Origin of the sequence: Actinomycetospora rhizophila, from assembly GCF_042657905.1 — a bacterium.
GTDB lineage: Bacteria > Actinomycetota > Actinomycetes > Mycobacteriales > Pseudonocardiaceae > Actinomycetospora > Actinomycetospora rhizophila.
In genome coordinates this window covers 98251-123659 of sequence record NZ_JBHSKG010000016.1, presented here as the reverse complement: position 1 = coordinate 123659, position 25409 = coordinate 98251, and the positions used below count along the sequence as shown (strand labels likewise).

Below are 25409 nucleotides of genomic sequence, written 5' to 3'. Positions count from 1 at the left end.
AACGATCGGTAATAAACAACTATCCGTCCGGCACGAGCAGGGTCGGCAGCAGCGCGAGGGTCTCGGCGAAGACGCCGGTGTCGCCGGTGACCCGCCCGAGGACGAGCGCGCCCTCGAGGCGCACGAAGGCGTCACGGGCGGCGCGGACCGCGGCGTCGGGCCGGTGGCCGGCGCGCCGCGCGGCGGCGGTCATCGCGTCGATCCAGGCCGCCGCGAGCGAGCGCGCGTGGTCACGCAGCGGCGCGGGCGCCCCGGCCAGCGTCATGGTGTCGAGCACGCAGGACAGCGCGCCCGCCCCGTAGAACTCGCCGAGCCGGCGCGCCGTCTCGGCGACGCCCCGGGCGACGTCCGGGTCGTCGCGCAGCGGGGCGAGGACCCCGTCGAAGCGCTGCCCGACCCGCGTGAGGGCGACCTGGGCCATCTGCTCCTTGCCCGCGGGGAACCGGTGGTACAGGCTCGCCCGCTGCAGCCCGGAGGCGGCCGCGAGGTCGCCGATCCCGGTGCCCTCGAACCCCTTCTCGCGGAACACCGCGACGATGAGGTCGGCGAGCTGGTCCTCGTCGACCGACGGCGGGCGTGGCATGCCCCGAGATTACCGAACCATCGGTCAAGACGTGCTGCGGCCTGCCCCTGCGGCCCACAGCTCCGCGTAGCGCCCGCCCGCGGCGAGCAGCTCCTCGTGGGTGCCGTACTCGACGAGCACGCCGGCGTCGAGCACGGCGATCGCGTCGGCCGCCGCGGCCTGGGTGAGGCGGTGCGCGACGACCAGCGCGGTCCGCCCCCGCAGCGCGCGGTCGGCGGCGGCCTCGAGCACGCGCGCCCCGGCGCTGCCGGCCTCCGCGGTGGCCTCGTCGAGCACGGCGACGGCCGGGTCGGCGAGCACCAGTCGGGCGAGGGCGAGCTGCTGGGCCTGCGCGGCGGTCGGGGTGTGCGCGCCCGTGCCGACGACCGTCTGCAGGCCCGCGGGCAGCGCGGCGACCCAGTCGCGGGCGTCGACGACGTCCAGCGCGGCCCAGAGCTCCTCGTCGGTGGCGTCGGGCGCGGCGAGGCGCAGGTCCTCGGCGAGCGGGCCGGCGAAGACGTGCACCTCCTGGCTCACCATCGCGACCTCGCCCGCCGTGACCGACCCGGCCCCGGGGCGGTGCACGCCCGCGACGATCGCCGCGAGCGTCGTCTTGCCGGCGCCGCTGGCCCCGACCAGCGCCAGGCGGGTGCCGGGCGCGACGTCGAGGTCGACGCCGGTGAGCACCTCGTGGCCCGGGGTGTAGGCGTGGGAGACGCCGCGGACCCGGACGCCGTCGTCGGTCGCCGAGCGGTCGGCGGGCGCCGGCTCGTCGAGCTCCGCGACGCCCACGACCCGCGCGAGGCTCGCGCCCGCCGACTGCACGGTGTCGAGGAGGAACAGCACCTCGTTGACCGGGTTGAACAGGTTGATGAAGTACAGGGCGGCCGCGCTGGCGACGCCGACCGTGGCCGCGCCCGCGTCGACCAGCGCGAACCCGGTCGCGAGCACGGCGGCGACCCCGAGGAACTCGGCGAGGTTGAGCCGCCCGAAGAACCCGGTCTGCAGCCGCACGACCCGCAGCGCGAGGTCGACCACGTCCCGGGCGCGCGAGCGGACCCGGTCGGTGTGGTCGTCGTGCAGGTCGAGCGCGCGCACGGTCGCGATGCCGCCGGCGGTGTCGAGCAGCTGTTGCTGCTGCGCGCCACCGACCTCGCGCTGCTCGCGGTAGAGCGGGCTCGACCGGCGCACGTACCAGCGGGCGGTGAGCACCTGCACGGGCACGGCCACCAGGGCCGCGAGCAGGAACCGCAGGTCGAGCACCGCGAGCCCGCCGAGGCTCAGGACGATCACCAGCGCCCCGCGGGCCATGTCGGGCACGGCCTGGCGCACCGCGTCGCCGACCAGCGCGAGGTCGGCGGTGACGCGCGAGGTCAGGTCGCCCGCGCCGGCCTGCTCGAGGCGCGCGAGCGGCAGCCCGAGGGCGCGGGCGACGAACGCCTCGCGCAGGTCGGCGAGCACCTCCTCGCCGGCCCGCGCGATCGCGGCCATCCCCACGACGGCGAGCAGGCCCTGGGCGAGCGCGGCGCCCACGAGGCCCAGGGCCGGGCCGGTCACCGCGTCCGCCCCGCGCCGGGCCACGACCACGTCGACGATCTGCCCGAGCAGCGGCGGCACGAGCACGCCGGCGACCGCGCTGGCCACCAGCGCCGCGAGCCCGACCGCGAGGACCCCGCGGCGACCCCGCAGCAGGCGACCTACGGCGATCCGCACAGCGCGGGCGCCGGCGACGGGGAGGAGCTCGCGCTCCATCAGGTCACCGCCCCACGGTAGGTCGCGTCGCTGTCGAGGAGCCCGGCGTGCGTGCCGGTCGCCGCGACCCGGCCGTCGACGAGCAGCACCACGCGGTCGGTGACCCCGAGCAGGGCCGGGCTCGTCGCGAGCAGCAGGGTCGTGCGCCCGTCCCGCACCGCCGCGAGGCCGTCGGCGATCAGGACCTCGGTGACCGCGTCGATGGCCGTCGTCGGGTCGTGCAGGACGAGCACCGGGGCGTCGGCGGCCAGCGCCCGCGCCAGCGCGACCCGCTGGCGCTGGCCGCCGGACAGCGAGCGGCCCTGCTCGGTGAGCACGGTGTCGGCCCCGTCGGGCAGCACCTCGGCGACCTGGTCGGCCCGCGCCGCGGCCATCGCCGGCGCCACCGCGCCGTTCCCCGCGGCGGCGGCGACGTTCTCGTGCAGCGTGCCCGAGAACAGGTCCGCGCCGTGGGCCGCGACGAGCACCGCGGTGCGCGCGACCCGGGGCGGGTGCGCCGCGAGGGGCCGGCCCTCGACGGTGATCGTGCCGCGGGCGGGGTCGGCCTCGCGGGCCAGGCACGCGACGAGGGCGGCGGCGTCGGCGGGGTCGGCGGCGACCACCCCGACGGTCTCGCCGGCGGCCACGTCGAGGTCGACCCCGCGCAGGGTGTCGTGGTGCAGGTCGTGCACGGCCAGCGCGGGCCGGGCGGGCACGGTCGGGGTGGCGGGGTCGCCGTCGCCGATCGCGGGCCCGGTGGCGAGCAGCGCGGCGATGCGCGCGGCCGACGCCCGGCCCTGCGCGACGCGGGCGTTGACCCACCCCAGCATCTGCAGCGGGGTGATGAGGAACTGGGCGAGGCCGACCGCGGCGACCAGGCCACCGACGCTGATCTGCCCGTCGGCGGCGAGCCGGCCGCCGACGAGCGCGACGAGGGCGAGGAAGAGCCCGTTCGCCGCGAGCACCGCGCCCTGGTAGCCGGCCTGGACCCGGGTGGCCCCGAGGGTGGCGCCGAGCGCGTCGCGGCTGGCGCGGCGGTAGCGCGCGACCGCGGCCGGGACCGCGCCGAGCCCCTTGAGCACGCGCACCCCGTCGACGAGGTCGGCGGCGACCCCCGAGGCGCGCGCGGCCCGTTCCTGCTCGGGCCCGCTGCGGCGCTGCAGCGGGACGCCGAGGAAGTGCACGACCAGCAGCAGCGGCGGCGTCCCCAGCAGGATGAGCAGGCCGAGCGGCACCGAGGTGCGCAGCAGGGCGACCGCAGCCACGAGCATCGCGGCCAGCGCCGCGAGCCCCAGGGGCACGGCGAAGTTCACGATCCCCACCCGCTTCGCGTCGCCGACCGCGACGGTGGCGAGCTCGCCGGGCAGCCGGCCCGCCTCGGCGCCCCCGCGCGGGTCGAGGAGCCGGTCGGCCACGAGCAGGCGCAGCCGCTGGTCGGCGCGCACGTCGGCCAGCCAGGCGCGCCGGGCGCCCCACCGGTAGGAGAAGGAGAGCACGAGGAAGTCGAGGCCCAGCACGGCGAGCCAGCCGAGGAGGGCCACGGGGTCGCCGGCCGCGATCGCGCGGTCCACGACGACGCCGACCAGCACCGGGACCAGGGCCTCGCAGGACTGGTGGCCCACGAACAGGGCCGCCGCGGCGGCGACGGGTCCCCGCTGGTGGCGGATCGAGCCGCGCAGCAGGGCCGGGCCGGTGATCGGTGTCGTCACGGGGCGGTCACGGCGGTCAGGTTCTCACGGTGGCGGCGGTGGGCGATCACCGCGAAGCCGTCCGGGTGGGCAGCGTGACCGGGCGATCACGTGGTGTGGCCGTAATGACAGTCGCGTCGCCCGATACGGGAGGGTTAGGTTAGGGTTCCCTAACGATCTTGCATCCCACGGGCGAGGCGAGGAGTGCGATGAGTCGCGAGCCGGGGCGTCCGGACGCCGTCCTCGACGTGCTGGGCGTGGGGTTCGGCCCCTCGAACCTGGCGCTGGCGTTGGCGATCCAGGAGCACAACGAGCGGGTCCCGGCGTCGGCGCGGGTCGCGGCGTCGTTCGTGGAGCAGCAGGCGGCGTTCGGCTGGCACCGCGGCATGCTGCTGCCGGGCGCGACGATGCAGGTCTCCTTCCTCAAGGACCTGGTCACCATGCGGGACCCCACCAGCCCGCGGTCGTTCCTCAACTATTTGCAGGGCCAGGGCCGGCTCGCCGACTTCATCAACACCAAGACGATGTTCCCGTCCCGGGTCGAGTTCCACGACTACCTCGAGTGGTGCGCGGCCGACGTGCGCCACCTCGTGTCGTACGGGACGCGCGCGGTCTCCGTGGAGCCCGTGCCGGGCCCGGACGGCGCCGTCGACCAGCTCGACGTCGTGCTGCGCGACGCGCAGGGCGACGGCACCCGGGTGGTGCGCACGCGCAACCTGATCCTGGCCACCGGGCTGGTGCCCTGGCTGCCGCCGGGCGTCCAGCGCTGCGAGCGCGTGTGGCACAACAGCGAGCTGCTGTTCCGGCTCGCCGACCTCGCGCCGGCTCCGCCGCGCAGCCGCCGCTACGTCGTCGTCGGCGCCGGGCAGAGCGCTGCCGAGGCCACGGCCCACCTGCACGACCGCGAGGACGCGGCCGCGGTGCACTCGGTGTTCTCGCGGTACGGCTACAGCCCGGCCGACGACACCTCCTTCGCCAACAGGATCTTCGACCCGGAGGCGGTGGACCACTTCTACGCGGCCCCGGGCGAGGTCAAGCAGATGCTCATGGACTACCACGCGAACACGAACTACTCGGTGGTCGACCCGGAGCTGATCGGTGACCTCTACACCCGCGCCTACCAGGAGAAGGTCGCCGGGACGCAGCGCCTGCACGTGCACGGGGCGAGCCGCGTGGCGGGCGTGCCGGAGGTGTCGGACCCGCTAGCGCCGGACCTGGCGCTCGCCCTCGACGTCGAGTTCCTGCCCACCGGCCAGGTCCACACGATCAGCGCCGACATCGTCGTCTACGCCACCGGCTACCGCCCCATCGATCCCAGCGGGCTGCTCGGCGACGTCGGCGCCTGGTGCCGGCGGGCCGAGGACGGCGAGCTCCTGGTCGAGCGCGACTACCGCCTGCACACCGTCCACCCGCTGCGCGCCGGCATCTACCTGCAGGGACCCACCGAGCACACCCACGGCATCAGCTCGACGCTGCTGTCGACGACGGCGGTGCGCGCCGCGGAGATCCTCGACTCGGTGCTCGGCCACCACCGCTCCGGGCCCGACCTGACCGTCGCCCACGACGAGGTCGGGGAGCCCGCGACGCTCGGGTCCGGCTGGGGCGACCCGGGGGTGATCACCGAATGACGCCGGCACTGGTCACCGGCGCCGCCGGCGGGATCGGGGCCGCGGTGTGCCGGCGCCTGGCCGACGCGGGCGCGCCGGTGGCCCTGCTCGACCGCGACGCCGAGGCCACCGAGGCCGCTGCCGACGCGCTGCGCGCCCGCGGCGCCACCGCCGTCGCCGTGCCGGGTGACGTCACCGACGCCGCCGCGGTGGAGAAGGCCGTCGGCGCGGCCGAGGACGCGCTGGGCCCGCTGCGCATGCTGGTCAACGTGGCGGGCGTGCTGCACGTCGCGGCGGTGACCGAGATCGACGACGCCGACTGGCGCCACTGCCTCGACGTCAACGCGACCGGCGTCATGCACGCATGCCGCGCCGTCGGCGCCCGGTTCGCGCAGCGGGGCGGCGGGTCGGTGGTGACGGTCGCGTCGAACGCCGCCGGCGTGCCGCGCACGGGGATGGCGGCCTACGCCGCGTCCAAGGCCGCCGCGGTGGCGGTCACGCGCTGCCTGGGCCTCGAGCTCGCCGGGCACGGCGTGCGGGCCAACGTCGTGTGCCCCGGCTCCACCGACACCGGGATGCTCAGTGCCATGGGGGCGATGGGCGACCTGCCCGCCGACCACGCCGCCCTGGTCCGCGGCTCGGCGGAGACGTTCAAGCTCGGCATCCCGCTGGGCCGCATCGCCGCGCCCGAGGACGTCGCGGAGGTCGTCGCCTTCCTCGCCTCCGACGCCGCCCGCCACGTCACGTTGCAGACCGTCTACGTCGACGGCGGGGCCTCGCTCGGGCCCTGACCGTCCTGTTCTCGCACGACCACCCGCCGCCTGTGAGAGGACACCCATGACCAGCATCCCGACCAGCGCCGGTCCGGAGCCCGACGTGTCGGTCGACGTGCCGCCGGGCCCGGGGTCCGGGCCGGGCGCCTTCGTGTTCTCCACCCGCGAGATGACGCTGCGCACCACGGGGATCCGCACCCGCGTGCCCGCCGCCTCGCCGGGCTCGGTCGGCGCCATGGCCGCCGCGACGCTCGCCGCCGAGCGCGCCGCGGGCGAGGAGGACCCGCTCGTGGTCGGGGCGGTCGGGTTCGCGCCCGGCACGGCGCGCCTCGTCGTGCCCGCCCACGTGCACCGCACGCCGACGGTGGCGCGCGAGGAGGGCGACGCGCCGCCGGTCCCGCCGCTGGTGGCGCCGCCGTCGGCCCCGGCCTCGGTCGGCACGCGCTGGGACTTCCGGGCCGAGCCGCCGCCGCCGCGGTACGCCGCCGCCGTCGCGCGGGCGCTGGAGATGATCGCCGAGGGCGACCTCGAGAAGGTGGTGCTCGCCCGCGCGGCGACCCTGACCGCGCCCGAGCTGCTCGACGTCGCCGCGGTGCTCGAGCGCCTCGCCGTGCGCAACCCCTCGGGGTACGTGTTCGCCGCGGACGTCACCGACCCTCATGACCCCGGACCGCGCACGCTGCTGGGCAACAGCCCCGAGCTGCTGGCCGCCCGGCGCGGCGACGTCGTCGTCTCCCACCCGCTCGCGGGCACCGCGCCGCGCAGCCCCGACCCCGAGGAGGACGCGCGCCGCGGCGAGGAGCTCGCGCGGTCGACGAAGGACCTGCGCGAGCACGCCCTCGTCGTCGACCGGGTCGCCGAGCGCCTCGCCCCGTTCTGCGCCTCGCTGCACGTCCCGTCGGCGCCGAGCGTCACGCGGACCGCGTCGCTGTGGCACCTCGGCACGCACGTCGAGGGCCGGCTGCGCGACCCCGCGCCGACGTCGCTGCAGCTCGCCGAGGCGCTGCACCCCACGCCCGCGGTGTGCGGCGAGCCCACCGACGCGGCCCGCGCGGCGATCGAGGAGCTCGAGGAGTTCCCGCGCGGCTTCTACACCGGGCTGGTCGGCTGGTGCGACGCCGCGGGCGACGGCGAGTGGGCGGTGACCATCCGCTGCGCCGAGGTCGCCGGGCGCGCGGTGCGGGTGTACGCGGGGGCGGGCGTCGTCGAGGGCTCGCGCCCGGAGGCCGAGCTCGCCGAGACCGCGGCCAAGTTCCGCACGCTGCTGGGCGCGCTGGGGCTGGAGGCGACGCCGTGACGGTCGCCCGGGGCGTCGTCCCGTATCCCGCGGAGTTCGCCGAGCGCTACCGCGCGGCCGGGTACTGGACCGGGCAGACGTTCCCGGACCTGCTCGACACCGCCGTCGCCGAGCACGGCGGGCGGACCGCGGTGGTCGGCACCGGCCCGTCGGGCGAGCAGCGCTGGACGTACGCCGAGCTCGACGCCCGGGCCCGCGGCCTCGCCGTCGGCCTGGCCGAGCTCGGGGTGGCGCCCGGCGACCGGGTCGTGGTGTGGCTGCCGAACGTCCCCGAGTACCTGGAGACGATCTTCGCGCTGTTCCGGCTCGGCGCGCTGCCCGTGTTCGCGCTGCCCGCGCACCGCGGCAGCGAGATCCGCTACTTCGCCGAGCACGCCGAGGCGGTCGCGATCGTCACCGTCGCCCGCCACGACCGGTTCGACCACGCCGCCGCGGCCGCCGAGGTCGCCGCCGCCGTGCCGAGCGTGCGCCACGTGGTGGTGGCCGCGCCCCCCGGGGCGGAGCTGCCGGCCGGCGCGCTCCCGTTGTCCTCGCTGCGCCACGCCCCGCGCGACGTGCTGCCCGGCGACGGCGCCGACCCCTCGTCGGTCGCGTTCCTGCAGCTCTCGGGCGGCACGACCGGGCTGCCGAAGCTGATCCCGCGCACCCACGACGACTACCTCTACAGCGTCCGGGCCAGCGCGGAGATCTGCGGGCTGTCGCCGGACACCGTGTACCTCGCGGCCCTGCCCGCGGCGCACAACTTCACGATGAGCTCGCCGGGCCTGCTCGGCGTGGTCCACGCGGGCGGCACCGCGGTGCTCGCGCCCTCGCCGGACGCCGACACCTGCTTCGCGCTGGTGGAGTCGCAGCGGGTCACGCTGGCGGCGGTGGTGCCCCCGCTCGCGGCGGCGTGGGTGCAGGCGGCGGGGACGTCGACGCGCGACCTCTCGAGCCTGGCGATGCTGCAGGTCGGCGGGGCCAAGTGCGCCGCCGAGCTCGCCCGCCGCATCCCGGTCGCTCTGGGGGCGCGCCTGCAGCAGGTGTTCGGCATGGCCGAGGGCCTGGTCAACTACACCCGCGACGACGACCCCGACGACGTCGTCGAGGAGACCCAGGGTCGCCCGATCTCGCCGGACGACGAGATCCGGGTGGTCGACCCCGCCGACCCCGACGAGCACGAGGTGCCCCGGGGCGAGGTCGGGGCGCTGCTGACCCGCGGGCCCTACACGATCCGCGGCTACTACCGCGCCGCAGAGCACAACGCGGTCGCGTTCACCGCCGACGGCTTCTACCGCACCGGCGACCTGGTCCGGATCACCGAGCGCGGCGACATCGTCGTCACGGGACGGGTCAAGGAGCAGATCAACCGGGGCGGGGAGAAGATCGCGGCGGAGGAGGTCGAGAACCACCTCCTGGCCCACCCCGACGTCGTCGACGCGGCGATCGTCGGCGTCCCGGACGACTTCCTCGGCGAGCGCACCCACGCCTACGTCATCCCGGTGCCCGACCGGGACCCGCCGCGCCCGAACGCCCTGCGCCGCTTCGTGCGCGAGCGCGGGGTGGCGGCCTACAAGGTGCCCGACACCGTCGAGGTCGTCGACGCCTTCCCCGTCACCGGCGTGGGCAAGACCAGCCGCCGCGCCCTGCGGACGGCGCTGGCCGCGCGCGCCACCCGGAACCAGGCAGAGGAGAGCCACCCGTGAGCATCCCGCCGATCGCGCCCTACCCGATGCCGCGGTCGCACGAGCTGCCGGCCAGCCGCCCCGACTGGTCGCCCGACCCCGAGCGCGCGGTCCTGCTCGTGCACGACATGCAGCGCTACTTCCTCGCCCCGTTCGCGCGGGACGAGGAGCCGGTCAGCGTCTGCGTCGGGAACATCGCCGCGCTGACCGCCCGGGCGCGCTCCCTGGGCGTCCCCGTGGTCTACACCGCGCAGCCCGGCGAGCAGCCGCCCGCCGACCGCGGCCTGCTCGACGACTTCTGGGGCCGCGGCCCCGCCGCCGCCTACCTCGAGGACCCCGAGGTCGTGGCGATCGTCGACGAGCTCGCTCCCGAGCCCGGCGACGAGGTCCTGACGAAGTGGCGCTACAGCGCGTTCCAGCGCAGCTCGCTGCAGGAGATGCTCGCCGACGCGGGCCGCGACCAGCTGCTGATCACGGGGATCTACGCGCACATCGGGTGCATGGTCACCGCGGTCGAGGCGTTCATGCGCGACGTCCAGCCGTTCCTCGTGGCCGACGCGGTCGCCGACTTCTCCCGCGACCACCACGAGCAGGCGCTCACGTGGACCGCGCAGCGCTGCGGGGTCGTCCTGTCGACCGACGCCGTGCGCGGGGCGTTCGACCACGCGGCCCGCCGGGCGCCGGCCTGACCGACCTGCTCCGCCCTGCCCCGCCCTGCCCCGCATTACTGGCTGGTATCCCTCGCCAGGCGAGAGATACCAGCCAGTAACCGCCGCGACGGGGTCTCAGCGCCCCGCCCGCTCCATGCTCTCCACGAGGCTGCGGGGGCGCATGTCTATCCAGTGCTGCTCCACGTACTCCAGGGCGGCGGCACGGTCGATGCCCGGCACGCCGTCCTCCGGGGCGGACGAGTCGGCGGCGCCGAGCACCACCGTCCACCCCGCCGGGACCTCGGCGAAGACGGGCCAGAGGCTGTGCTGGCCCTCGTCGTTCACGAGCACGAGGAAGCGGCCGTCGGTGTCGTCGAACGGATTGGGCATCGGGTCACGCTCCGTTGAACAAGCGGCTCCAGGCCGCGACGGTGGGTTCCTCGGCGAGGTCGACGAAGCCGATCTCGGAGCCGGTCTCGGCGCGCCACTGCTCGACGAGGCTCATGAGCCGGATCGAGTCGAGGCCGAGGTCCATGAGGTCGTCGTCGTCGCCGACGTCCTCGGGCGCCTCGCCGAGGGCCGCCGCGATGTCGGCCCGGAGCCGGTCGCGATCGAGGATCACTGCCGCCATGGCTGGTCCTTCCGCCGGATGCTGATCAAGGGAGTGTCGGGTCGGGTGCGAGGGGCTCGTGCTCGCCGACGGCCACCTCCGAGCGCCGCCGGCGCCGGCGCGCCGGCACGCACATCGGCGTGTGCTCCTCGGGGTCGGCGACGATGCGGACGTCGAGCCCGAACACGGCCCGCACCATCTCCGCGTCGACGACGTCGGCGGGCGGGCCCTGCGCGTGGATGCGCCCGCGGTGCATGGCGACCAGGTGGTCGGCGTACCGGCAGGCCTGGTTGAGGTCGTGCAGCACCATGACGACCGTGCGGCCCTGCTCGCGGTTGAGGTCGGCGAGCAGGTCGAGCACTTCGACCTGGTGGGCCATGTCGAGGAACGTCGTGGGCTCGTCGAGCAGCAGGGTCCCGGTGTCCTGTGCCAGCGCCATCGCGATCCACGCCCGCTGGCGCTGACCGCCCGAGAGCTGGTCGAGCGCGCGGCGCCGCAGCCCGACGGTGTCGGTGACCTCGAGGGCCCACTCGATGTGCTCCTGGTCGTCGCGGGAGAACTGCTGCAGCCACGACTGGTGCGGGTAGCGGCCCCGGGCGACGAGGTCCTCGACGGTCAGCCCCTCCGGGGCCGCCGGCGACTGCGGCAGCAGGCCGAGGCGCCGGGCGACCTCGCGGGTGCCGAGCTTCGCGAGCTCGGTCCCGTCGAGCAGCACCGCGCCCGAGCGGGGCGCGAGCAGGCGCGCCAGCCCGCGCAGCAGCGTCGACTTGCCGCACGCGTTGGCGCCGACGATCGCGGTGATGGCGCCCGGGGGCAGCTCGAGGGAGAGGTCGGCGACGACCGGGTCGCCGCCGTAGCCCAGGGTGAGCTCGCGAGCGTGCAGGCTCATGCGTCAGCCTCCTCGGACCGGACGGTTGGCGCGGTGGAGCAGGTAGAGGAAGAAGGGCGCGCCGACGACGGCGGTGACCGTCCCGACGGGCAGCTCGACGGGGGCGAGGACGACCCGGGCGACGAGGTCGCAGACCATCACCAGCACGCCGCCGACCAGGGCGGCCGCGGGGAGCACCGCGGCCCCGGTGAGCCCGGTCAGCCGCCGCGCGATGTGCGGGGCGATGAACGCGACGAACCCGATCGGCCCGGCGGCGGCCACCGCGAACGCCGCCAGCGCCGCGGCCACGACCACCAGGGCGAGGCGGGCCCGTGACACGTCCACCCCGAGCGCGACCGACGACTCCTCGCCCAGCGACAGGGCGTCCAGCGCGCGGGTGAGGGCGGCGGTGGCCGGGAAGAGCACGACCAGCCCCGCGACCAGCGGCCAGAACTCCTCCCACGTGACGCCGTTGAGGCTGCCGACGAGCCACACCGCGGCGCGCTGCACGTCGATGAGCTCGCCCACCACCAGCAGGTACGACGTCCCGGCGGCGAACGCGGCGGCCAGGGCGATGCCGACCAGGACCAGCCGGTACGGCGAGAGCCCGCCGCGCCAGGCCAGCGCGTAGACCAGCGTCGCCGAGGCGACCGCGCCGGCGAAGGCCCCGACGGGCAGCAGGGCCGGCGGGGCGCCGAGGATGAGCACGGCGACCCCGGTGAGGCTCGCGCCCCCGGTGACGCCGATGACGTCCGGCGCCGCGAGGGGGTTGCGCACCAGCGTCTGGAAGATCAGCCCGGACACCCCGAGCGCCATCCCGCAGCCCAGCCCCACCAGGGCGCGCGGCAGGCGCAGCCCGACGATGATGAACTCGTCGGTGCGCGTGCCGGCACCGACCAGCGTGGCGGCGACGTCGCGCAACGGGATGGGGAACTCGCCGACGCTCACCGACAGCGCGGTCGCGACGATGCCGATCACCACGGCGCCGCCGCACACCACGAGCAGGCGCACGTCGAGGCGCCGCGAGAACGAGCGGGTGCGCACCGGCACGCGCCGCGACGTCGTGCGCTCCACCGACCGGGTCACAACTGCACCAACCTGCCCCGGCGCACCAGCCAGACGAACACCGGCGCGCCGATGACGGCCATGACGATCCCGACCTGCAGCTCGCCCGGCGACACGAGCACGCGGCCGATGACGTCGGCGACCAGCAGCAGGATCGGGCCCATGAGCAGCGAGTAGGGCACGATCCAGCGGTAGTCCGGCCCGACGAGCGCCCGGGCGGCGTGCGGCACGACGAGGCCGACGAACCCGATCGGGCCGGCCACCGCGACGGCGCCGCCCGCGCAGCAGATCACGGCGAGCGCGGCCAGCGCGCGCGAGAGCGCCACCCGCTGGCCCAGCGAGCGCGCCACGTCCTCGCCGAGCGCCAGCGCGTTGAGCGCCCGCGTGGACCACAGGGCGAGCAGCAGGCCCACGAGGATGAAGGGCTGCGCGCCGGCGAGCGTCCCCAGGTCGCGCCCGGCGAGCGAGCCGACGATCCAGAACCGGAACGCGTCGAGGGTGCCGGAGTCCAGCAGCGCCAGCGCCGAGGTCAGCGCGGTGAGCAGGGCGGCGACCGCCGCGCCCGCCAGGGCCAGGGTCACCGGGCTCGCGGCCGCCCGCCCGGAGGCGCCGAGCGTGTAGACCACCACGGCGGCCACCCCCGCGCCGAGCAGGGCGAACCACGTGTACCCGGACACGCTCGTGATGCCCAGGACGTAGATCGCGGTGACGACGGCGAACGCCGCCCCGGCCTCGATGCCGAGGATGCCCGGGTCGGCGAGCGGGTTGCGGGTGACGCCCTGGATGACGGTGCCCGCCGCGCCCAGGGCCGCGCCGACCGCGATCCCGATCAGCGTGCGGGGGAGCCGCAGCTCGCGGACGGCGACGTGGGCGTCCGTGCCGGCGTCGTCGGTGAACGCGGAGATCACCTGCGCGGGCGAGACCGGCAGCGCGCCCACCGCGAGCGACAGCAGCACCGCCACGGCGAGCAGCGCCACCCCGGCCACCAGGCCCGCCGTGCGGGCGGTCCCGGTGGCCAGGGGAGGGGCGCTGCGCTCGTCCGCAGCGGGAGCCGCCGCCGTGGTCATTCGAGGTAGTCCCCCATGCGGCGGAAGTAGTCGCCGGCGACGTGCTCGGTCCCGTCCTCGTCCAGCACGCGCTGCAGCACCAGGCCGTGCTGCCCGCCCCGCCACGCCTCGGGCCCGGCGACGACGATCACGCCGCGGCCCTCGCGGGCGAACACCCGCCCGTGCGTGCCGCCGGCCTTCTCCCGCGACACCGACGCCTCGAGCACGCGCAGCCGCCGGCCGTCGTGCCGGCACCAGGCGTTCGGGTACGGCCCGGTCTGCGCGCGCACGAGGTTGACGAGGTCCCGCGCCGACCGGTCCCAGTGGATCCTGTTGTCCGGGTCCGCGCGCTTGTGGAAGAAGGACGCGTGCTCCGGGTCCTGGCGCAGCCAGTCGTGCGGCCCGTGCTCGATGCGGTCGAAGGCCTCGAGCGAGAGCGGGCCGAACAGCTCCACGGTGCGGTGGAACAGGTCCTCGGTGGTGTCGGTCGGCGTCACCGGCACCGTGCGCTGGGTGATGATGTCGCCGCGGTCGAGGTCGGCGTCCATCCAGTGCGCGGTGATGCCGACCTGGCTCTCACCGTTGATCAGCGCCCAGTTCAGCGGGGAGAAGCCGGCGTACTTCGGCAGCAGCGAGTCGTGGGTGTTGACGGTGCCGCGGGCCGGCGCCGAGAACACCTCCGGGCTGATCCAGGTCCGCCAGTTGCAGGCCAGCCCGATCTCCGCGCCCGACTCCCGGATCACCTCCACGAGCTCGGCGTCGACGGCCTTCTCGCGGTAGACGACGGGGATGTCGTGCGCCCGGGCGAGGTCGCCCATCGACTCCTCGAAGATCGCGGGCGCCCACTCGCCCTCCTCGGGGTGGCTGACGGTCAGCACCACCTCGTGCCGCGACGCCAGCAGCGCGGCGAGCAGCCGCGCCCCCCACTTCTGGTAACCGAACAGGACGACGCGCATCGGGCTCCTCCGGGTGGCGAGCGGGGCTCAGCGGAACTGGGTCGCGAAGGCGTCGAGCGTGCTCATCGCCCCCTGGTAGTCCGGGCGGAAGCTGGTGGAGGGCACCTCGTAGACCTGGCCGCTGCTGAACGCGGGCAGCCGCGCGTACACCGGGTTCGCCGCCACCTGCGCGAGCGGCTGGGTGCCGATCGGGACGTAGACGGCGGTGGGGGCGTCGGCCACGCGCGGCAGCAGCTCCGGGCTGACCTCGAACGAGTCCCCGGTGCCGAACAGCGGCGGGTTGTTCGCCTTGGTGATGACGTCGTCGGGCGTGAAGCCGAGATCGCGGGCGATCGCGGGCAGCGCCGCGGTCGGCGTGATCACGTAGGACTTGCCGTCGCGGGACTGGTAGAGGAACACCGTGGGCTGCGGGGGCACGCGCAGCGCGCCCCGGACCTGCGCGGCCCGGTCCTGGTAGGCCTGCAGGAGGCCCGGCACGCGGTCGGAGCGCCCGACGACGTCGGCGATCCGCGTGAGCTGGTCCTGCCACTGCGTGAAGGCGGGGAGCAGGACCGTCGGCGCGATCTGCTGCAGCTGCGGGTAGGCGTTCGCGGCCTGCGCGGCGGTGAAGCCCTGCCCGCCGCCGATGATGAGGTCGGGGCGGGCCGCGGCGACCTGCTCGATCGACAGGCCGGCGCCCTCGCTGGCGAGCCGCTGGGTGCCCTGCTGCTGGGCCCGGGCCGACCAGCTGGGCGGGAAGCCGGACGCGTCGTTCTGCACGCCCAGCACGCGGGGGTCGGCCGCGACGACCGGCGCCTCGAGGGTGAACAGGTCACCCGCGAGCCCGCCCGAGAGCACCGCGATCCGCTGCGGCGCCGCGGGGACCTGCACGGGCCCGCGCTCGGACTCGACGGTGCGCGTCCCACCACCGCCACCCCCGCCGCTGGACTCGTCGCCGCCGGAGCAGCCGGCCAGCACCAGCAGGGCCGCCAGGCCCGCGAGCAGCGCCCGCAGGGTGGGCCCCATTCCGGTCGTCGATCCTCGGACGGCCGGCGCGTCCTCGGTCGCAGGACTGCCCACAGGGCCCACGGGTCCTCCCTCTCCTCGTCGACCCGACGGGGCCGGATGCGCGCACGTTCGCCCGGGGAGGTTAGGACAGGCTTGCATCACAACACCAGCCGGGTGATCGCCCGACGTGGTGAGGTCGACACTCGCCGTGACTCGGACGACGGTGCGTGCCGCTTGCGCGGGGCGCCCCGGAATGGTGGGTTAGGCATGCCTAACCAGGGGGTCGGGAGGACGTGTTGAGCACTGCTGTCCGGGCACAGGCCCCACGGACCGAGCTGCTGGAGCTGACCGGCGCCCAGCTCGGGATCTGGAACGCGCAGTGGCTCGAGCCGGACTCGCCGCACTACCTCGTCGGCGACGTCGTCGAGATCGACGGCCACGACACCCTCGACGTGGAGGCGCTCGCCGAGGCCGTCCGGCGCACGCTCGACGAGGCCGAGACGCTGCACCTGCGGTTCCACGACACCCCGGACGGGCCGCGCCAGACGCTGACCGGGGAGCCCGTGGCGCCGCCCGAGGTCGTCGACCTGCGCGCCGAGACCGACCCCGTCGCGGCCGCGCACGCCACGGTGGCCGCCATCCGGACCCGGGCCGCCGAGGCCTGCCGCGGGCTGGTGGACCGCCGGCTGGACAGCCAGACGCTGCTGCGCCTCACCGACCGCGCGGTGTGGTGGGTGCAGCTCTACCACCACGTGATCATCGACGGCTACTCCGCCGCGATGATGGCCCGGCGCGCGGGCGCGCACTACACCGCGCTGGTCCGCGGCACCGAGGCGCCCGCGCCCGCGTTCGGCGCGATCGCCGACCTCGTCGCCGCCGACCAGGAGTACCGGGCGGGCGAGCGCTTCGAGCGCGACCGGGCCTACTGGCGCGACCGGCTCACCCCGCTGCCCGAGCCCGCCGGCGCCACCCGCACCGTGTCCGGGGCCCCGGAGCGCACCGTCGCGGCCGCCGTCGTCGTCCCGCCGGACACCGTCGCGCGTCTCACGGCCGTCGGGGAGCGGTCGGCGAGCACCTGGGCGGACGTCCTCATCGCCTGCTTCGCCGCCTTCCTGCACCGCGCGCACGGCGAGTCCGACGTCGTCATCGGCATGCCGCTGATGTGCCGCGCCGGCAGGGCCGCGCTGCGCACGCCGGCGATGGCGGTGAACCTGCTGCCGCTGCGCGTGACGGTGCACGGCGACGACCGCCTCGATGCGCTGAGCGCCCGCGTCGCCGAGCGGATGAAGGAGATGCGCTCCCACCAGCGGTTCCGGGGCGCCGACCTGCCGCGCGAGCTGGGCGTGCCCGGCCTCGGCGGCATGCTGCTCGGCGGGATCAACCTCAAGGCCTTCGACTACACGATCGACTTCGCGGGCTCGACCGGCGTCATGCGCAACGTCGCCGGCGGCCCGCCGCAGGACTACGAGCTGACCGCGACGCCCACCCCGGACGGCGGGCTGACGCTGGGCTTCGAGGTCGACGACCGGCTCACCGACCAGCGCGGCGTCGAGTGGCGCGCGCGGTCGCTGCTGCGGGTGGTCGACGCGCTGACCGCGGACGCGGCGCCGCCGGTCGGCGCGGTCGACCTGGTCACCGCGCAGGAGCGGGACCGGCTGCTGGCCGACGGGGCGGGGCCGCCGGCGGGCCCGGTCGACGACGTGGCGACCGTGATCGACCGCCTCGCCGACCTCGGCGACCGCACCGCCCTGGTCGGCGGCGCCGAGCGGCTCACCGCCGTCGAGCTCGCGGGCCGGGTGCAGCGCACCGCGCGGGCCCTGCGGGCGCGGGGGATCGGCACCGACGACGTGGTGGCCGTCGCCCTGCCGCGCTCGGTCGACCTCGTCGTCACCCTGCTCGCCGTGCTCGACGCCGGCGCCGCCTACCTGCCGCTGGATCCGGCGCACCCCACCGCGCGGCTGCGCGAGCTGATCGACGACGCGCGCCCGGCGCTGGTGGTGGCGACGGGGTCTCTGGTCGGAGCAGCGCTCGAGGCGGCGGTCGACGTCGACGACCTGCGCGCCGCGGCGGAGGTCCGGCCCGCCGGTCCGCTCGCGGACCGGTCGCTCGCCCCCGAGCGCCTCGCCTACGTCATCCACACCTCCGGCTCGACGGGCCGGCCGAAGGGCGTGCTCGTGCGCGCCGGGGGCCTCTCCGGCCTGCTGGCGCACCACACGGCGACGGCCCCCGAGCTCGCCGGCCGCGGGGTCCTGCGCGTCGCGCACACCTACTCGTTCGCCTTCGACGCCTCGGTCGACCAGCTGCTCTGGCTGCTCCACGGCCACGAGCTGCACCTCTACGACGCCGACCTGACCCGCGACGCCGAGGAGCTGCTCGCGACCTTCGGCGCCGACGGCATCGACGTGGTGGACACGACCCCGTCGATGGCGACGCAGCTGATCGAGGCGGGCCTGCTCACCGGCCCCCACCCGCCGGCGCTGCTGATCCTCGGCGGCGAGGCCGCCCCGCCCGCGCTGTGGCAGCGCGTCGTCGAGTCCGGCGTGCCCGCGCGCAACGTCTACGGACCCACCGAGGCCACCGTCGACGCCACGGCCGCGCCGCTGACCCCCGGCGTCCCGACGATCGGGACCCCGCTGCCCGGCACCCGGGTGTACCTGCTCGACGTCGCCCTGCAGCCCGTGCCGCACGGCGCCGTGGGCGAGCTCTACCTCGCCGGCCCGCACCTGGCGCGCGGCTACCTGGGCCACCCGGGCACCACGGCCGAGCGCTTCCTCGCCGACCCCTACGGAGCGCCCGGCGAGCGGATGTACCGCACGGGCGACCTGGCCCGCTGGGTGCCGGGGCGCGGTCTGGACTACCTGGGCCGCGGCGACGGCCAGATCAAGATCCGGGGCTACCGGATCGAGATCGGCGAGGTCGAGGGCCGGCTCGCGGACCTGCCCGGGGTGCGCGCGGCGGCCGCGGTGGTCCGCGCCGACACCGGACGCCCGCAGCTGGTCGGCTATGTGGTCGGCGGTGTGACGCCCGACGAGGTCCGGCGCGCGCTGGCCGCCCGGGTGCCCGAGCACATGGTGCCCTCGTCGGTGGTGGTGCTCGACGAGCTGCCCACCACCACCAGCGGCAAGCTCGACCGCCGCGCGCTCCCGGCGCCGCCCGCCGCCCGCTCCGGGCGTGCTCCGGAGACGCCCGAGGAGCGGGCGCTCGCCGCCGTCCTCGCCGACGTCCTGGGGCTCGAGCGCGCGGGCGTGGACGACGACTTCGTCGGGCTCGGCGGCGACAGCATCACCGCGATCGCGGTCTGCTCGCGGCTGCGCGCGCACGGTCTCGAGCTGCGCCCGCGCGAGCTGCTCGCGGCGCCGGACCTCGCGTCGCTGGCGAGCCTCGCGCGGCGCAGCACGCAGGACGAGGCGCTCCCGGACCCCGACGTCGACCCCGCCGTCGACCCGGCCGGCGTCGACTTCGACGGCCCGATCCGCGAGGCCCTCCCGGCGACGGCGCTGCAGGCCGGGCTGACCGTGCACAGCCTCGCCCGCGAGGACGCCGACGCCGAGGTCTACCTGGTGCAGGGCGTCCACCACCTCACCGGCGCGATCGACCCGGCGCGCCTGCAGGCGGCCGCCGCCGAGCTCCTGCGGCGCAGCTCCGCGCTGCGCAGCGCCCTGACCACCGCCGCCACCGGCGAGGTCGTGCAGGTCGTGCCGGAGGAGGTGGAGCCCGGCTGGTCCCACGTCGACCTGTCGGCGAGCGCCGACCCGCAGCAGGCCGTCGCCACCGCGGCCCGCGCCGAGATGGACCGGCCCTGGCACCCGGCCCGCCCGCCGCTGATCCGGTTCGTCCTGCTCACCCTCGGCGCCGCCGACCACCGGCTGGTGATCACCAACCACCACGCGCTGCTCGACGGCTGGTCGATGCCGCTGGTGTGCCGCACGCTGTTCGCGATCTACGACGAGCTCGGCGGCGGCACCCCGGCGCCCGCCCCGGCCCCGGTCACCGACTACCTGCGCTGGCTCGCCCGCCAGGACCGCGCCGCCTCGCTCGACGCCTGGCGCCGCCTGCTCGCCGGCGTCGACGAGGGCACGCGGCTCGCGCCCGCCGCGAAGGGCGCGGGGCTCGAGCGGCCCGCGCGCCGGCAGCTCGAGCTCGACCGCGCGCTCAGCGAGGACCTGCGGGCGTTCGCCCGCGCCCGCGGGATCACGCTGGCGACGGTCCTGCAGACGGCCTGGGGCCTGCTGCTCGAGCGCCTCACCGGGCGGGACGACGTCCTATTCGGCACCCCGGTCTCGGGGCGCTCCGGGCAGGTCGACGGCATCGAGACGATGATCGGCCAGCTCGGCAGCACCGTCGTCGTGCGCCTGACCCACCGCGACCGCGACACCGTCGACCAGGTGCTCGCGGCCATGCACGAGCAGTCGGTCGCCATGACCGACCACCACCACGTCGGGCTCGCCGAGGTCCACCGGGCGGTCGGGGTGGGGGACCTGTTCGACACGCTGTTCGTCACCGAGAACCTGCCGCGCTCGGCCCGCACCGGCGTCACGCTCGCGCCCGGTGTCCAGCTCGACGGCGTCGACACCGACGACGGCACCCACTACCCGCTGAACGTGGTGGTGCTGCCCGAGCCGCGCATCGTCATCCGCTTCGGCTACCAGCGCCACGCGTTCGACGACGACGCCGTGCGCGACATCGGCGACCGGCTGCGCACCCTGCTGCGCGACATGGTCGACCACCCGGACCGGGCGGTGTCCCGGCTGCGGCTGCTCGAGCCCGAGCAGGAGGCCCAGGTACTGGCGGCGGGCACCGAGCACGTCGCCGCCCACCGCGTGCGGGCGGGCTGCCTCGAGGAGTTCGCCGCGCAGGTGCGCCGGCGGCCCGACCAGGCCGCCGTCGAGTGCCGCGACCGCGTGCTGACCTACGCGGAGCTCGACCGCCGCGCCGACCGCCTCGCCCATGCCCTGCTCGCGCGCGGCGTGCGGCCCGAGCAGCCCGTGGCGGTGCTGCTGCGCCGCGACGTCGAGATGGTCGTCGCCGTCTTCGGGATCTTCAAGGCCGGCGCCGTGTACGTGCCGATGGACCCCGACTACCCCCGCGAGCGCCTCGAGTACATGGTCGCCGACGCGCACGCCGTCGCGGCCGTCACGACCTCCGACGTGCACGCCGACCTGCCGTTCGCGCAGGACGTCCACGTGCTGCGCCTCGACGACCCGGAGCTGCTCGAGGGGCCCGCCGGCGACCCCGTCGAGGCCCGCCGCGGCCTCACCGCCGACGCGCTGGCCTACGTCATCTACACCTCGGGCACCACGGGCCGGCCCAAGGGCGTGGCGGTGAGCCACAGCGGCTTCCCGGGGCTGGTGGCGCTGCAGGAGGACGTCGTCGGCGTGGGGGAGGAGCGCTACCTGCATTTCGCGTCGACCAGCTTCGACGTCGCGGTGTGGCAGATGATGCTGCCGCTGCTCTCGGGCGGGACCTCGGTGATCGCGCCGGAGGAGGTGCGCCTGCCCGGCCCCGAGCTGCTGGACCACATCAGCGCCCACCGGGTCACCGGGATCAACCTGCTCCCGTCGTTCCTGGCCGCGATGCCCGACGACGCACAGGTCGACCCGGACGTCTTCATGGTCGTCGGCGCCGAGCGGCTCGACCCCGCGCTGGCCCGGCGCTGGGGCGACGGGCGCCGCGCGCTGTTCAACGCCTACGGCCCGACCGAGGTCACGATCAACGCGGTGACCTGGCGCTACGACCCGGCCGAACCGGCGCTCGACACCGACGAGGGCACGCTGCCCATCGGCCGGCCGGACCCCGACGTGCGTGCCTACGTGCTGGGCACCGGGCTGCGCCCGGTCGGGATCGGCATGGTCGGCGAGCTCTACCTCGCCGGGCCCGGCCTCGCCCGCGGCTACCTCGGCCTGCCCGGCCAGACCGCCGCCGCCTTCGTCGCCGACCCGTTCGGGCCGCCCGGCGAGCGGATGTACCGCACGGGCGACCGCGTGCGATGGCGGGCCGACGGCCAGCTCGTCTACCTGGGCCGCACCGACGACCAGGTGAAGGTCCGCGGCGTGCGCATCGAGCCCGGCGAGATCGAGGCGGCGCTCGCCCGCCACCCCGCCGTGCGCGCCGGGGTCGTCGACATCCGCGAGGACCGGCTCGTCGGGTACGTCGTCCCCGTCGACGGCCCCGAGGGTGCAGGGATCGACCCCGCGGCGCTGCGCGCGGACCTCGCGGCCGTCCTGCCCGCGGCGATGGTGCCCTCCGCGCTCGTGGCCCTCGACCGCCTGCCCCTCGGGCCGAGCGGGAAGCTCGACCGCGGCGCGCTGCCCGCCCCCGAGCACGGCGCGACGCCGGCGCGGGCTCCGGGCACGCCGGCCGAGTCGGTGCTGCTGGGGGTGCTGCGCGAGGTGCTCGAGAACGACGCGATCGAGCTCGACGACGAGTTCGTCGACGTCGGCGGCGACAGCATCGTCTCGCTCGCGCTGGTGTCGCGGGCGCGGCGCCAGGGCGTCGAGCTCTCGGTGCGCGACGTCCTCGAGGGCGGCACCGTCGCCGGGATCGCGGCGCGCGCCACGGTCGGCACGCCGGACTCGGAGCAGCCCGCCCTCGACCTGCCGCGCTCCCACGTCCTGCCGCTGCGGCGGACGGGGACGGCGGCGCCGCTGTTCTGCGTGCACCCCGCCGGCGGGTTCGCGACCGTGTTCACCGGGCTCGTGCGCGAGCTGCCCGCCGACCGCCCGGTGCTCGGGCTCCAGCTGCCGTCGCTGGACGGGGCCCCGGTGGAGGCCACGACGATCGACGAGCTCGCGGCCGAGTACCTGGCGACGATCCGCGGCATCCAGCCCGCCGGCCCGTACCACCTGCTCGGTTACTCGTTCGGCGGCAACGTCGTGCACTCCCTCGCGGCGCTGCTGGCCGCGGCGGGGGAGGAGGTGGCGTTCGCCGGGATGATCGACTCCGGCCCGCTCGCCGCCGAGCGCGCCGACGGCCGGGGGCCGAGCGCCGACGTCGTCGAGCGGGAGCTGCGCGCCGCGCTGCCGCCGGGCGCGGCGCAGGACGCGCCGGAGCTGCTCGCGACCGTGCGGGCGGCGGTCGAGCGGACCGTGGCGATCCGGACCGCGTCGCACGCCCCCCGCCACGACGGGGTCCTCACCCTGTTCGCGGCCTCCCGGGGGGCCGAGGGCTCCGACGCCGAGCAGCTGGCCGCGGCGTGGCGGGACCTGGTCGGCGCCGGGCACCTCGTCGCCCACCGGGTCGAGGGCGACCACGCGGCCATGGTGTCGCCGGCGGGGTGGGCGGCGATCGGGCCGGTCGTGGCGCGGGCGCTGCGGTGAGCGGTCAGGCGTGCGCGGGCTCGTCGTCGTGGCCGTGCCCGTGACCGTGGCCGTGGGCCTCTCCGTCGCCGGGGTTGTGGTCCTCGTCGAACATCGCCAGGCCGAGCTTCCAGTACCCGGTGATGGACACGTCGGCGGGCGCGAGGCCCAGCTCGTCGCGCACCCAGCGCCGCAGCGGCTTGATCGACCCGGCCTCGCCCGCGACCCAGACGTAGACCGACTCCCCGGGCGGCACGGCGACCGCGCTCACCGCCCGCGCCAGGACGTCGCTGCGCCCCGCCGCGACGCCGTCGCGGTGCAGCCAGGTGACTGTGACGCCCGCGGGCGCGCCGAGGTCGACCTCCTCGGCGGCATCGGCGACCTCGACGAACACCCGGCCGCGCGTGTCCGGCGGCATGTTCTCCACCCAGCGCGCGATCGCGGGCAGCGCGGTGGTGTCGCCGGCGAGCAGGTAGTGGTCGTAGCGCTCCGGCACCGCGAGGCCCGCGGGCGGACCGGCGACCCACACCGGCTCGCCGGGCCCGACACGCGACGCCCACTCGGAGGCGAGGCCGCCGGGGTGCAGCACGACGTCCAGGTCGAGCTCGCCGGCGACCGGATCGTGGCGGCGCACCGTGTAGTCGCGGGTCGGCGGCATGGGCCTGGGCCAGAAGAGCATGAGGCCGTTCTGCTCGGGCACCCGCAGCCCGCCGTCGTCGTCCGGGAAGATCAGCTTGACGTGCTCGTCGACGACGCTGTGGCTCTCGAAGCCCGCGAGCTCCGGCCCGCCGAGGGTCAGGCGCAGCATCGCCGGACCGATCCGGCGCGTCCCGGTGACCTCGAGCCGGCGGATGCGGATCGGGTAGGGCACCTTGGCGCCACCCTCGCCCCGCCGGGCCTCCGCGACGCGCTCCCGGGGTCGATCCCGATCCACCATGCCCCGTCCTCTCCTCGACGATCGACTCGACCCTGCCATAGTTAGGTGACCCTTGCCTTGAGTGCTGCCACCGACCCCGGTCCGCCGACGGAGATCGACGGGCGGCTGCTGCGCACCGCCTTCGTGCTCGTGCTCGGCACCTTCATGGCGACGCTCGACGCGACGATCGTGAACGTCGGCATCGACACCCTGGCGACCGAGTTCGGGGCGTCGGTGACCGAGATCCAGTGGGTGACGACGGCCTACCTGCTCGCCGTCACCCTGGCCGTGCCCTCGTCCGGCTGGGTGGTCGACCGGTTCGGCGGGCGCCGGACCTGGATCGGCGCCGTGGTCCTGTTCCTGGCCGGGTCCCTGCTGTGCGCCCTGGCCTGGTCGACGGCGAGCCTGATCGTCTTCCGGGTGATCCAGGGCCTCGGCGGCGGGATGCTCCCGCCGGTCGGTCAGGCGCTGGTCGCGCGGGCGGCGGGCCCGCAGCGGATCGGGCGCATCATCAGCATCGTCGGCGTCGTCCCGCTGCTCTCGCCGGTGCTCGGGCCGGTCATCGGCGGGTCGATCCTCGCGGTCGCGGACTGGACCTGGCTGTTCTGGGTCAACCTGCCGATCGGCCTGGTCGCCGCCGTGCTCGCGTGGAAGTTCGTGGCGCCGAACCCGCCCGCCGCGCAGGGCACGACGTTCGACGTGCTGGGCGCCGCGCTGCTCCCGCCGGGCCTCGCGGTGCTGGTCCTCGGGCTCACCGAGCTCGGCAACGGCCGCGCGCCGACCTCCGCGCCCGTGCTCGTCGGTCTCGTCGGGGTGGCGATGCTCGCGCTCTACGTCGTGCACGCGCTGCGCACGCGCGGGGTGCCGCTGATCGACCTGCGCCTGTTCACCCGGCCGCCGTTCGGGGCGGCGGCGGCGGCGCTGATCGTGCTGGGGGCCTCGGTCTACGGCGCGATGTTCCTGCTGCCGCTGTACTTCCAGATCGGGCGCGGCCTGACCCCGTTCGCGGCCGGCCTGCTGCTCGCCCCGCAGGGCGTCGGCGCCGCGCTCGGCTCCGTGATCACCAACCGCACCATCGACCGGGTCGCGCCGCGCACGCTGGTGCTGACCGGGATCGGACTGATCGCGCTCGGCACGGTGCTGTTCACGCAGCTCGGCAGCGTGCCGCCGGAGGGGCTCATCGTCGCCTCGATGCTCGTGCGGGGGGTGGGGCTGGGCATGATCGGGGCGCCGGTGATGAGCCTCGTCTACTCGTCGATGCCGCACGCGCAGCTGCCGCGCGCCTCGAGCGCGCTCAACCTGCTCAACACCCTCGGCGGCTCGGTGGGGACCGCGGTGCTCGCGGTGATCCTGCAGACCCGGCTCGACGCCCGCGCCCCGCTCGGCGAGCCGGGGATCGCGCTGGCCTTCGCCGACACGTTCTGGTGGACGCTCGGCTTCTGCCTCGTCGCGGTGGCCGGGGCGACGAGGTTGCCCCGCCGCGCGCCGGCGGCGGAGCAGGCCACGTCGGGCTGACTAGTGGTGGCCGCCCTGGCCGCCGCCCTTGCCGCGGAACTTGTTCAGGGCGTCCTGCGCCTTCTGGCGGTTCTTCGGGTCCTGCGCGTAGCGCTTGGCCTGGTCGGTGTACTTGCGTCCCTGCGGGCTCTTCAGGAACTCACTGATCTTCGAGAACAGACCGGGCACGACGACTCCCT

General features: G+C 76.1%; 19 protein-coding genes. 7 read left to right on the top strand and 12 right to left on the bottom strand.

Annotation, left to right across the window (positions count from 1 at the left end; genetic code table 11):
* Positions 1-19 precede the first annotated feature (19 nt).
* From ACFPK1_RS25035 to ACFPK1_RS25025, 3 genes are read right to left on the bottom strand one after another with little or no spacing between them, the layout of a single operon-like run.
* Positions 20-583 (bottom strand): TetR/AcrR family transcriptional regulator, encoded by a 564-nt coding sequence (locus ACFPK1_RS25035; RefSeq protein WP_378023668.1) that lies wholly within the window; start codon positions 581-583, stop codon positions 20-22.
* 24 nt (positions 584-607) lie between these two features.
* Entirely contained in the window at positions 608-2314 is a 1707-nt protein-coding gene (locus ACFPK1_RS25030; RefSeq protein ID WP_378023667.1) for an ABC transporter ATP-binding protein, read from the bottom strand.
* Positions 2314-4002, bottom strand: coding sequence for an ABC transporter transmembrane domain-containing protein (locus ACFPK1_RS25025; protein ID WP_378023666.1), 1689 nt, complete (start codon positions 4000-4002; stop codon positions 2314-2316). Before ACFPK1_RS25025 ends, ACFPK1_RS25030 begins: the two co-directional genes overlap by 1 nt.
* 188 nt (positions 4003-4190) lie before the next feature.
* Between ACFPK1_RS25025 and ACFPK1_RS25020 the strand changes: the two genes are divergently transcribed.
* The 5 genes from ACFPK1_RS25020 to ACFPK1_RS25000 are packed head-to-tail and all read left to right on the top strand — an operon-like array spanning position 4191 to position 10011.
* The gene (locus ACFPK1_RS25020) at positions 4191-5609 is read left to right on the top strand and encodes a lysine N(6)-hydroxylase/L-ornithine N(5)-oxygenase family protein (RefSeq protein ID WP_378023665.1); all 1419 of its coding nucleotides are present in this window, start codon (positions 4191-4193) and stop codon (positions 5607-5609) included.
* The gene (locus ACFPK1_RS25015; RefSeq protein ID WP_378023664.1) at positions 5606-6379 is read left to right on the top strand and encodes an SDR family NAD(P)-dependent oxidoreductase; all 774 of its coding nucleotides are present in this window, start codon (positions 5606-5608) and stop codon (positions 6377-6379) included. The genes ACFPK1_RS25020 and ACFPK1_RS25015 overlap by 4 nt, the downstream gene beginning before the upstream one ends.
* Positions 6380-6425: 46 nt before the next feature.
* Positions 6426-7658, top strand: coding sequence for an isochorismate synthase (locus tag ACFPK1_RS25010; protein ID WP_378023663.1), 1233 nt, complete (start codon positions 6426-6428; stop codon positions 7656-7658).
* Positions 7655-9343 carry a (2,3-dihydroxybenzoyl)adenylate synthase gene (locus ACFPK1_RS25005; RefSeq protein WP_378023662.1) on the top strand — a complete coding sequence of 563 codons (1689 nt, stop codon included), beginning with the start codon at positions 7655-7657 and terminating at the stop codon, positions 9341-9343. Before ACFPK1_RS25010 ends, ACFPK1_RS25005 begins: the two co-directional genes overlap by 4 nt.
* Positions 9340-10011, top strand: a complete 672-nt coding sequence (locus ACFPK1_RS25000; protein ID WP_378023661.1) for an isochorismatase family protein — start codon at positions 9340-9342, stop codon at positions 10009-10011. Before ACFPK1_RS25005 ends, ACFPK1_RS25000 begins: the two co-directional genes overlap by 4 nt.
* A gap of 96 nt (positions 10012-10107) precedes the next feature.
* Here the strand turns inward: ACFPK1_RS25000 and ACFPK1_RS24995 are convergent, their stop codons facing one another.
* Genes ACFPK1_RS24995 through ACFPK1_RS24965 form a run of 7 tightly spaced genes read right to left on the bottom strand, consistent with a single transcriptional unit; the run spans position 10108 to position 15522 of the window.
* Complete coding sequence (locus tag ACFPK1_RS24995) at positions 10108-10362, bottom strand: MbtH family protein (protein ID WP_378023660.1); 255 nt, start codon at positions 10360-10362, stop codon at positions 10108-10110.
* A 4-nt stretch (positions 10363-10366) separates the two neighbouring features.
* Positions 10367-10603, bottom strand: coding sequence for a phosphopantetheine-binding protein (locus ACFPK1_RS24990; protein WP_274282539.1), 237 nt, complete (start codon positions 10601-10603; stop codon positions 10367-10369).
* Positions 10604-10628: 25 nt separating this feature from the next.
* Positions 10629-11471 carry an ABC transporter ATP-binding protein gene (locus tag ACFPK1_RS24985; RefSeq protein WP_378023659.1) on the bottom strand — a complete coding sequence of 281 codons (843 nt, stop codon included), beginning with the start codon at positions 11469-11471 and terminating at the stop codon, positions 10629-10631.
* 3 nt (positions 11472-11474) lie between these two features.
* The gene (locus ACFPK1_RS24980; RefSeq protein WP_378023658.1) at positions 11475-12536 is read right to left on the bottom strand and encodes a FecCD family ABC transporter permease; all 1062 of its coding nucleotides are present in this window, start codon (positions 12534-12536) and stop codon (positions 11475-11477) included.
* Positions 12533-13582 (bottom strand): FecCD family ABC transporter permease, encoded by a 1050-nt coding sequence (locus ACFPK1_RS24975; protein WP_378023657.1) that lies wholly within the window; start codon positions 13580-13582, stop codon positions 12533-12535. The genes ACFPK1_RS24980 and ACFPK1_RS24975 overlap by 4 nt, the downstream gene beginning before the upstream one ends.
* Positions 13579-14517, bottom strand: coding sequence for a methionyl-tRNA formyltransferase (locus ACFPK1_RS24970; protein ID WP_378023656.1), 939 nt, complete (start codon positions 14515-14517; stop codon positions 13579-13581). The genes ACFPK1_RS24975 and ACFPK1_RS24970 overlap by 4 nt, the downstream gene beginning before the upstream one ends.
* Positions 14518-14544: 27 nt before the next feature.
* The gene (locus ACFPK1_RS24965; RefSeq protein WP_378023655.1) at positions 14545-15522 is read right to left on the bottom strand and encodes an ABC transporter substrate-binding protein; all 978 of its coding nucleotides are present in this window, start codon (positions 15520-15522) and stop codon (positions 14545-14547) included.
* 278 nt (positions 15523-15800) lie between these two features.
* Here ACFPK1_RS24965 and ACFPK1_RS24960 point away from each other — a divergent pair, with 278 nt between their 5' ends.
* On the top strand, positions 15801-22820 hold the full coding sequence (locus tag ACFPK1_RS24960) for an amino acid adenylation domain-containing protein (protein ID WP_465252229.1): 7020 nt from the start codon (positions 15801-15803) through the stop codon (positions 22818-22820).
* Positions 22821-22824: 4 nt separating this feature from the next.
* Here the strand turns inward: ACFPK1_RS24960 and ACFPK1_RS24955 are convergent, their stop codons facing one another.
* Positions 22825-23736: a siderophore-interacting protein gene (locus tag ACFPK1_RS24955; protein ID WP_378023654.1), complete on the bottom strand. Its 912-nt coding sequence runs from the start codon at positions 23734-23736 to the stop codon at positions 22825-22827.
* Positions 23737-23793: 57 nt separating this feature from the next.
* Between ACFPK1_RS24955 and ACFPK1_RS24950 the strand changes: the two genes are divergently transcribed.
* Positions 23794-25230: a DHA2 family efflux MFS transporter permease subunit gene (locus tag ACFPK1_RS24950; RefSeq protein ID WP_378023653.1), complete on the top strand. Its 1437-nt coding sequence runs from the start codon at positions 23794-23796 to the stop codon at positions 25228-25230.
* Here the strand turns inward: ACFPK1_RS24950 and ACFPK1_RS24945 are convergent, their stop codons facing one another.
* Positions 25231-25398: a hypothetical protein gene (locus tag ACFPK1_RS24945; protein WP_337700702.1), complete on the bottom strand. Its 168-nt coding sequence runs from the start codon at positions 25396-25398 to the stop codon at positions 25231-25233. It lies immediately after the preceding gene.
* Positions 25399-25409 lie beyond the last annotated feature (11 nt).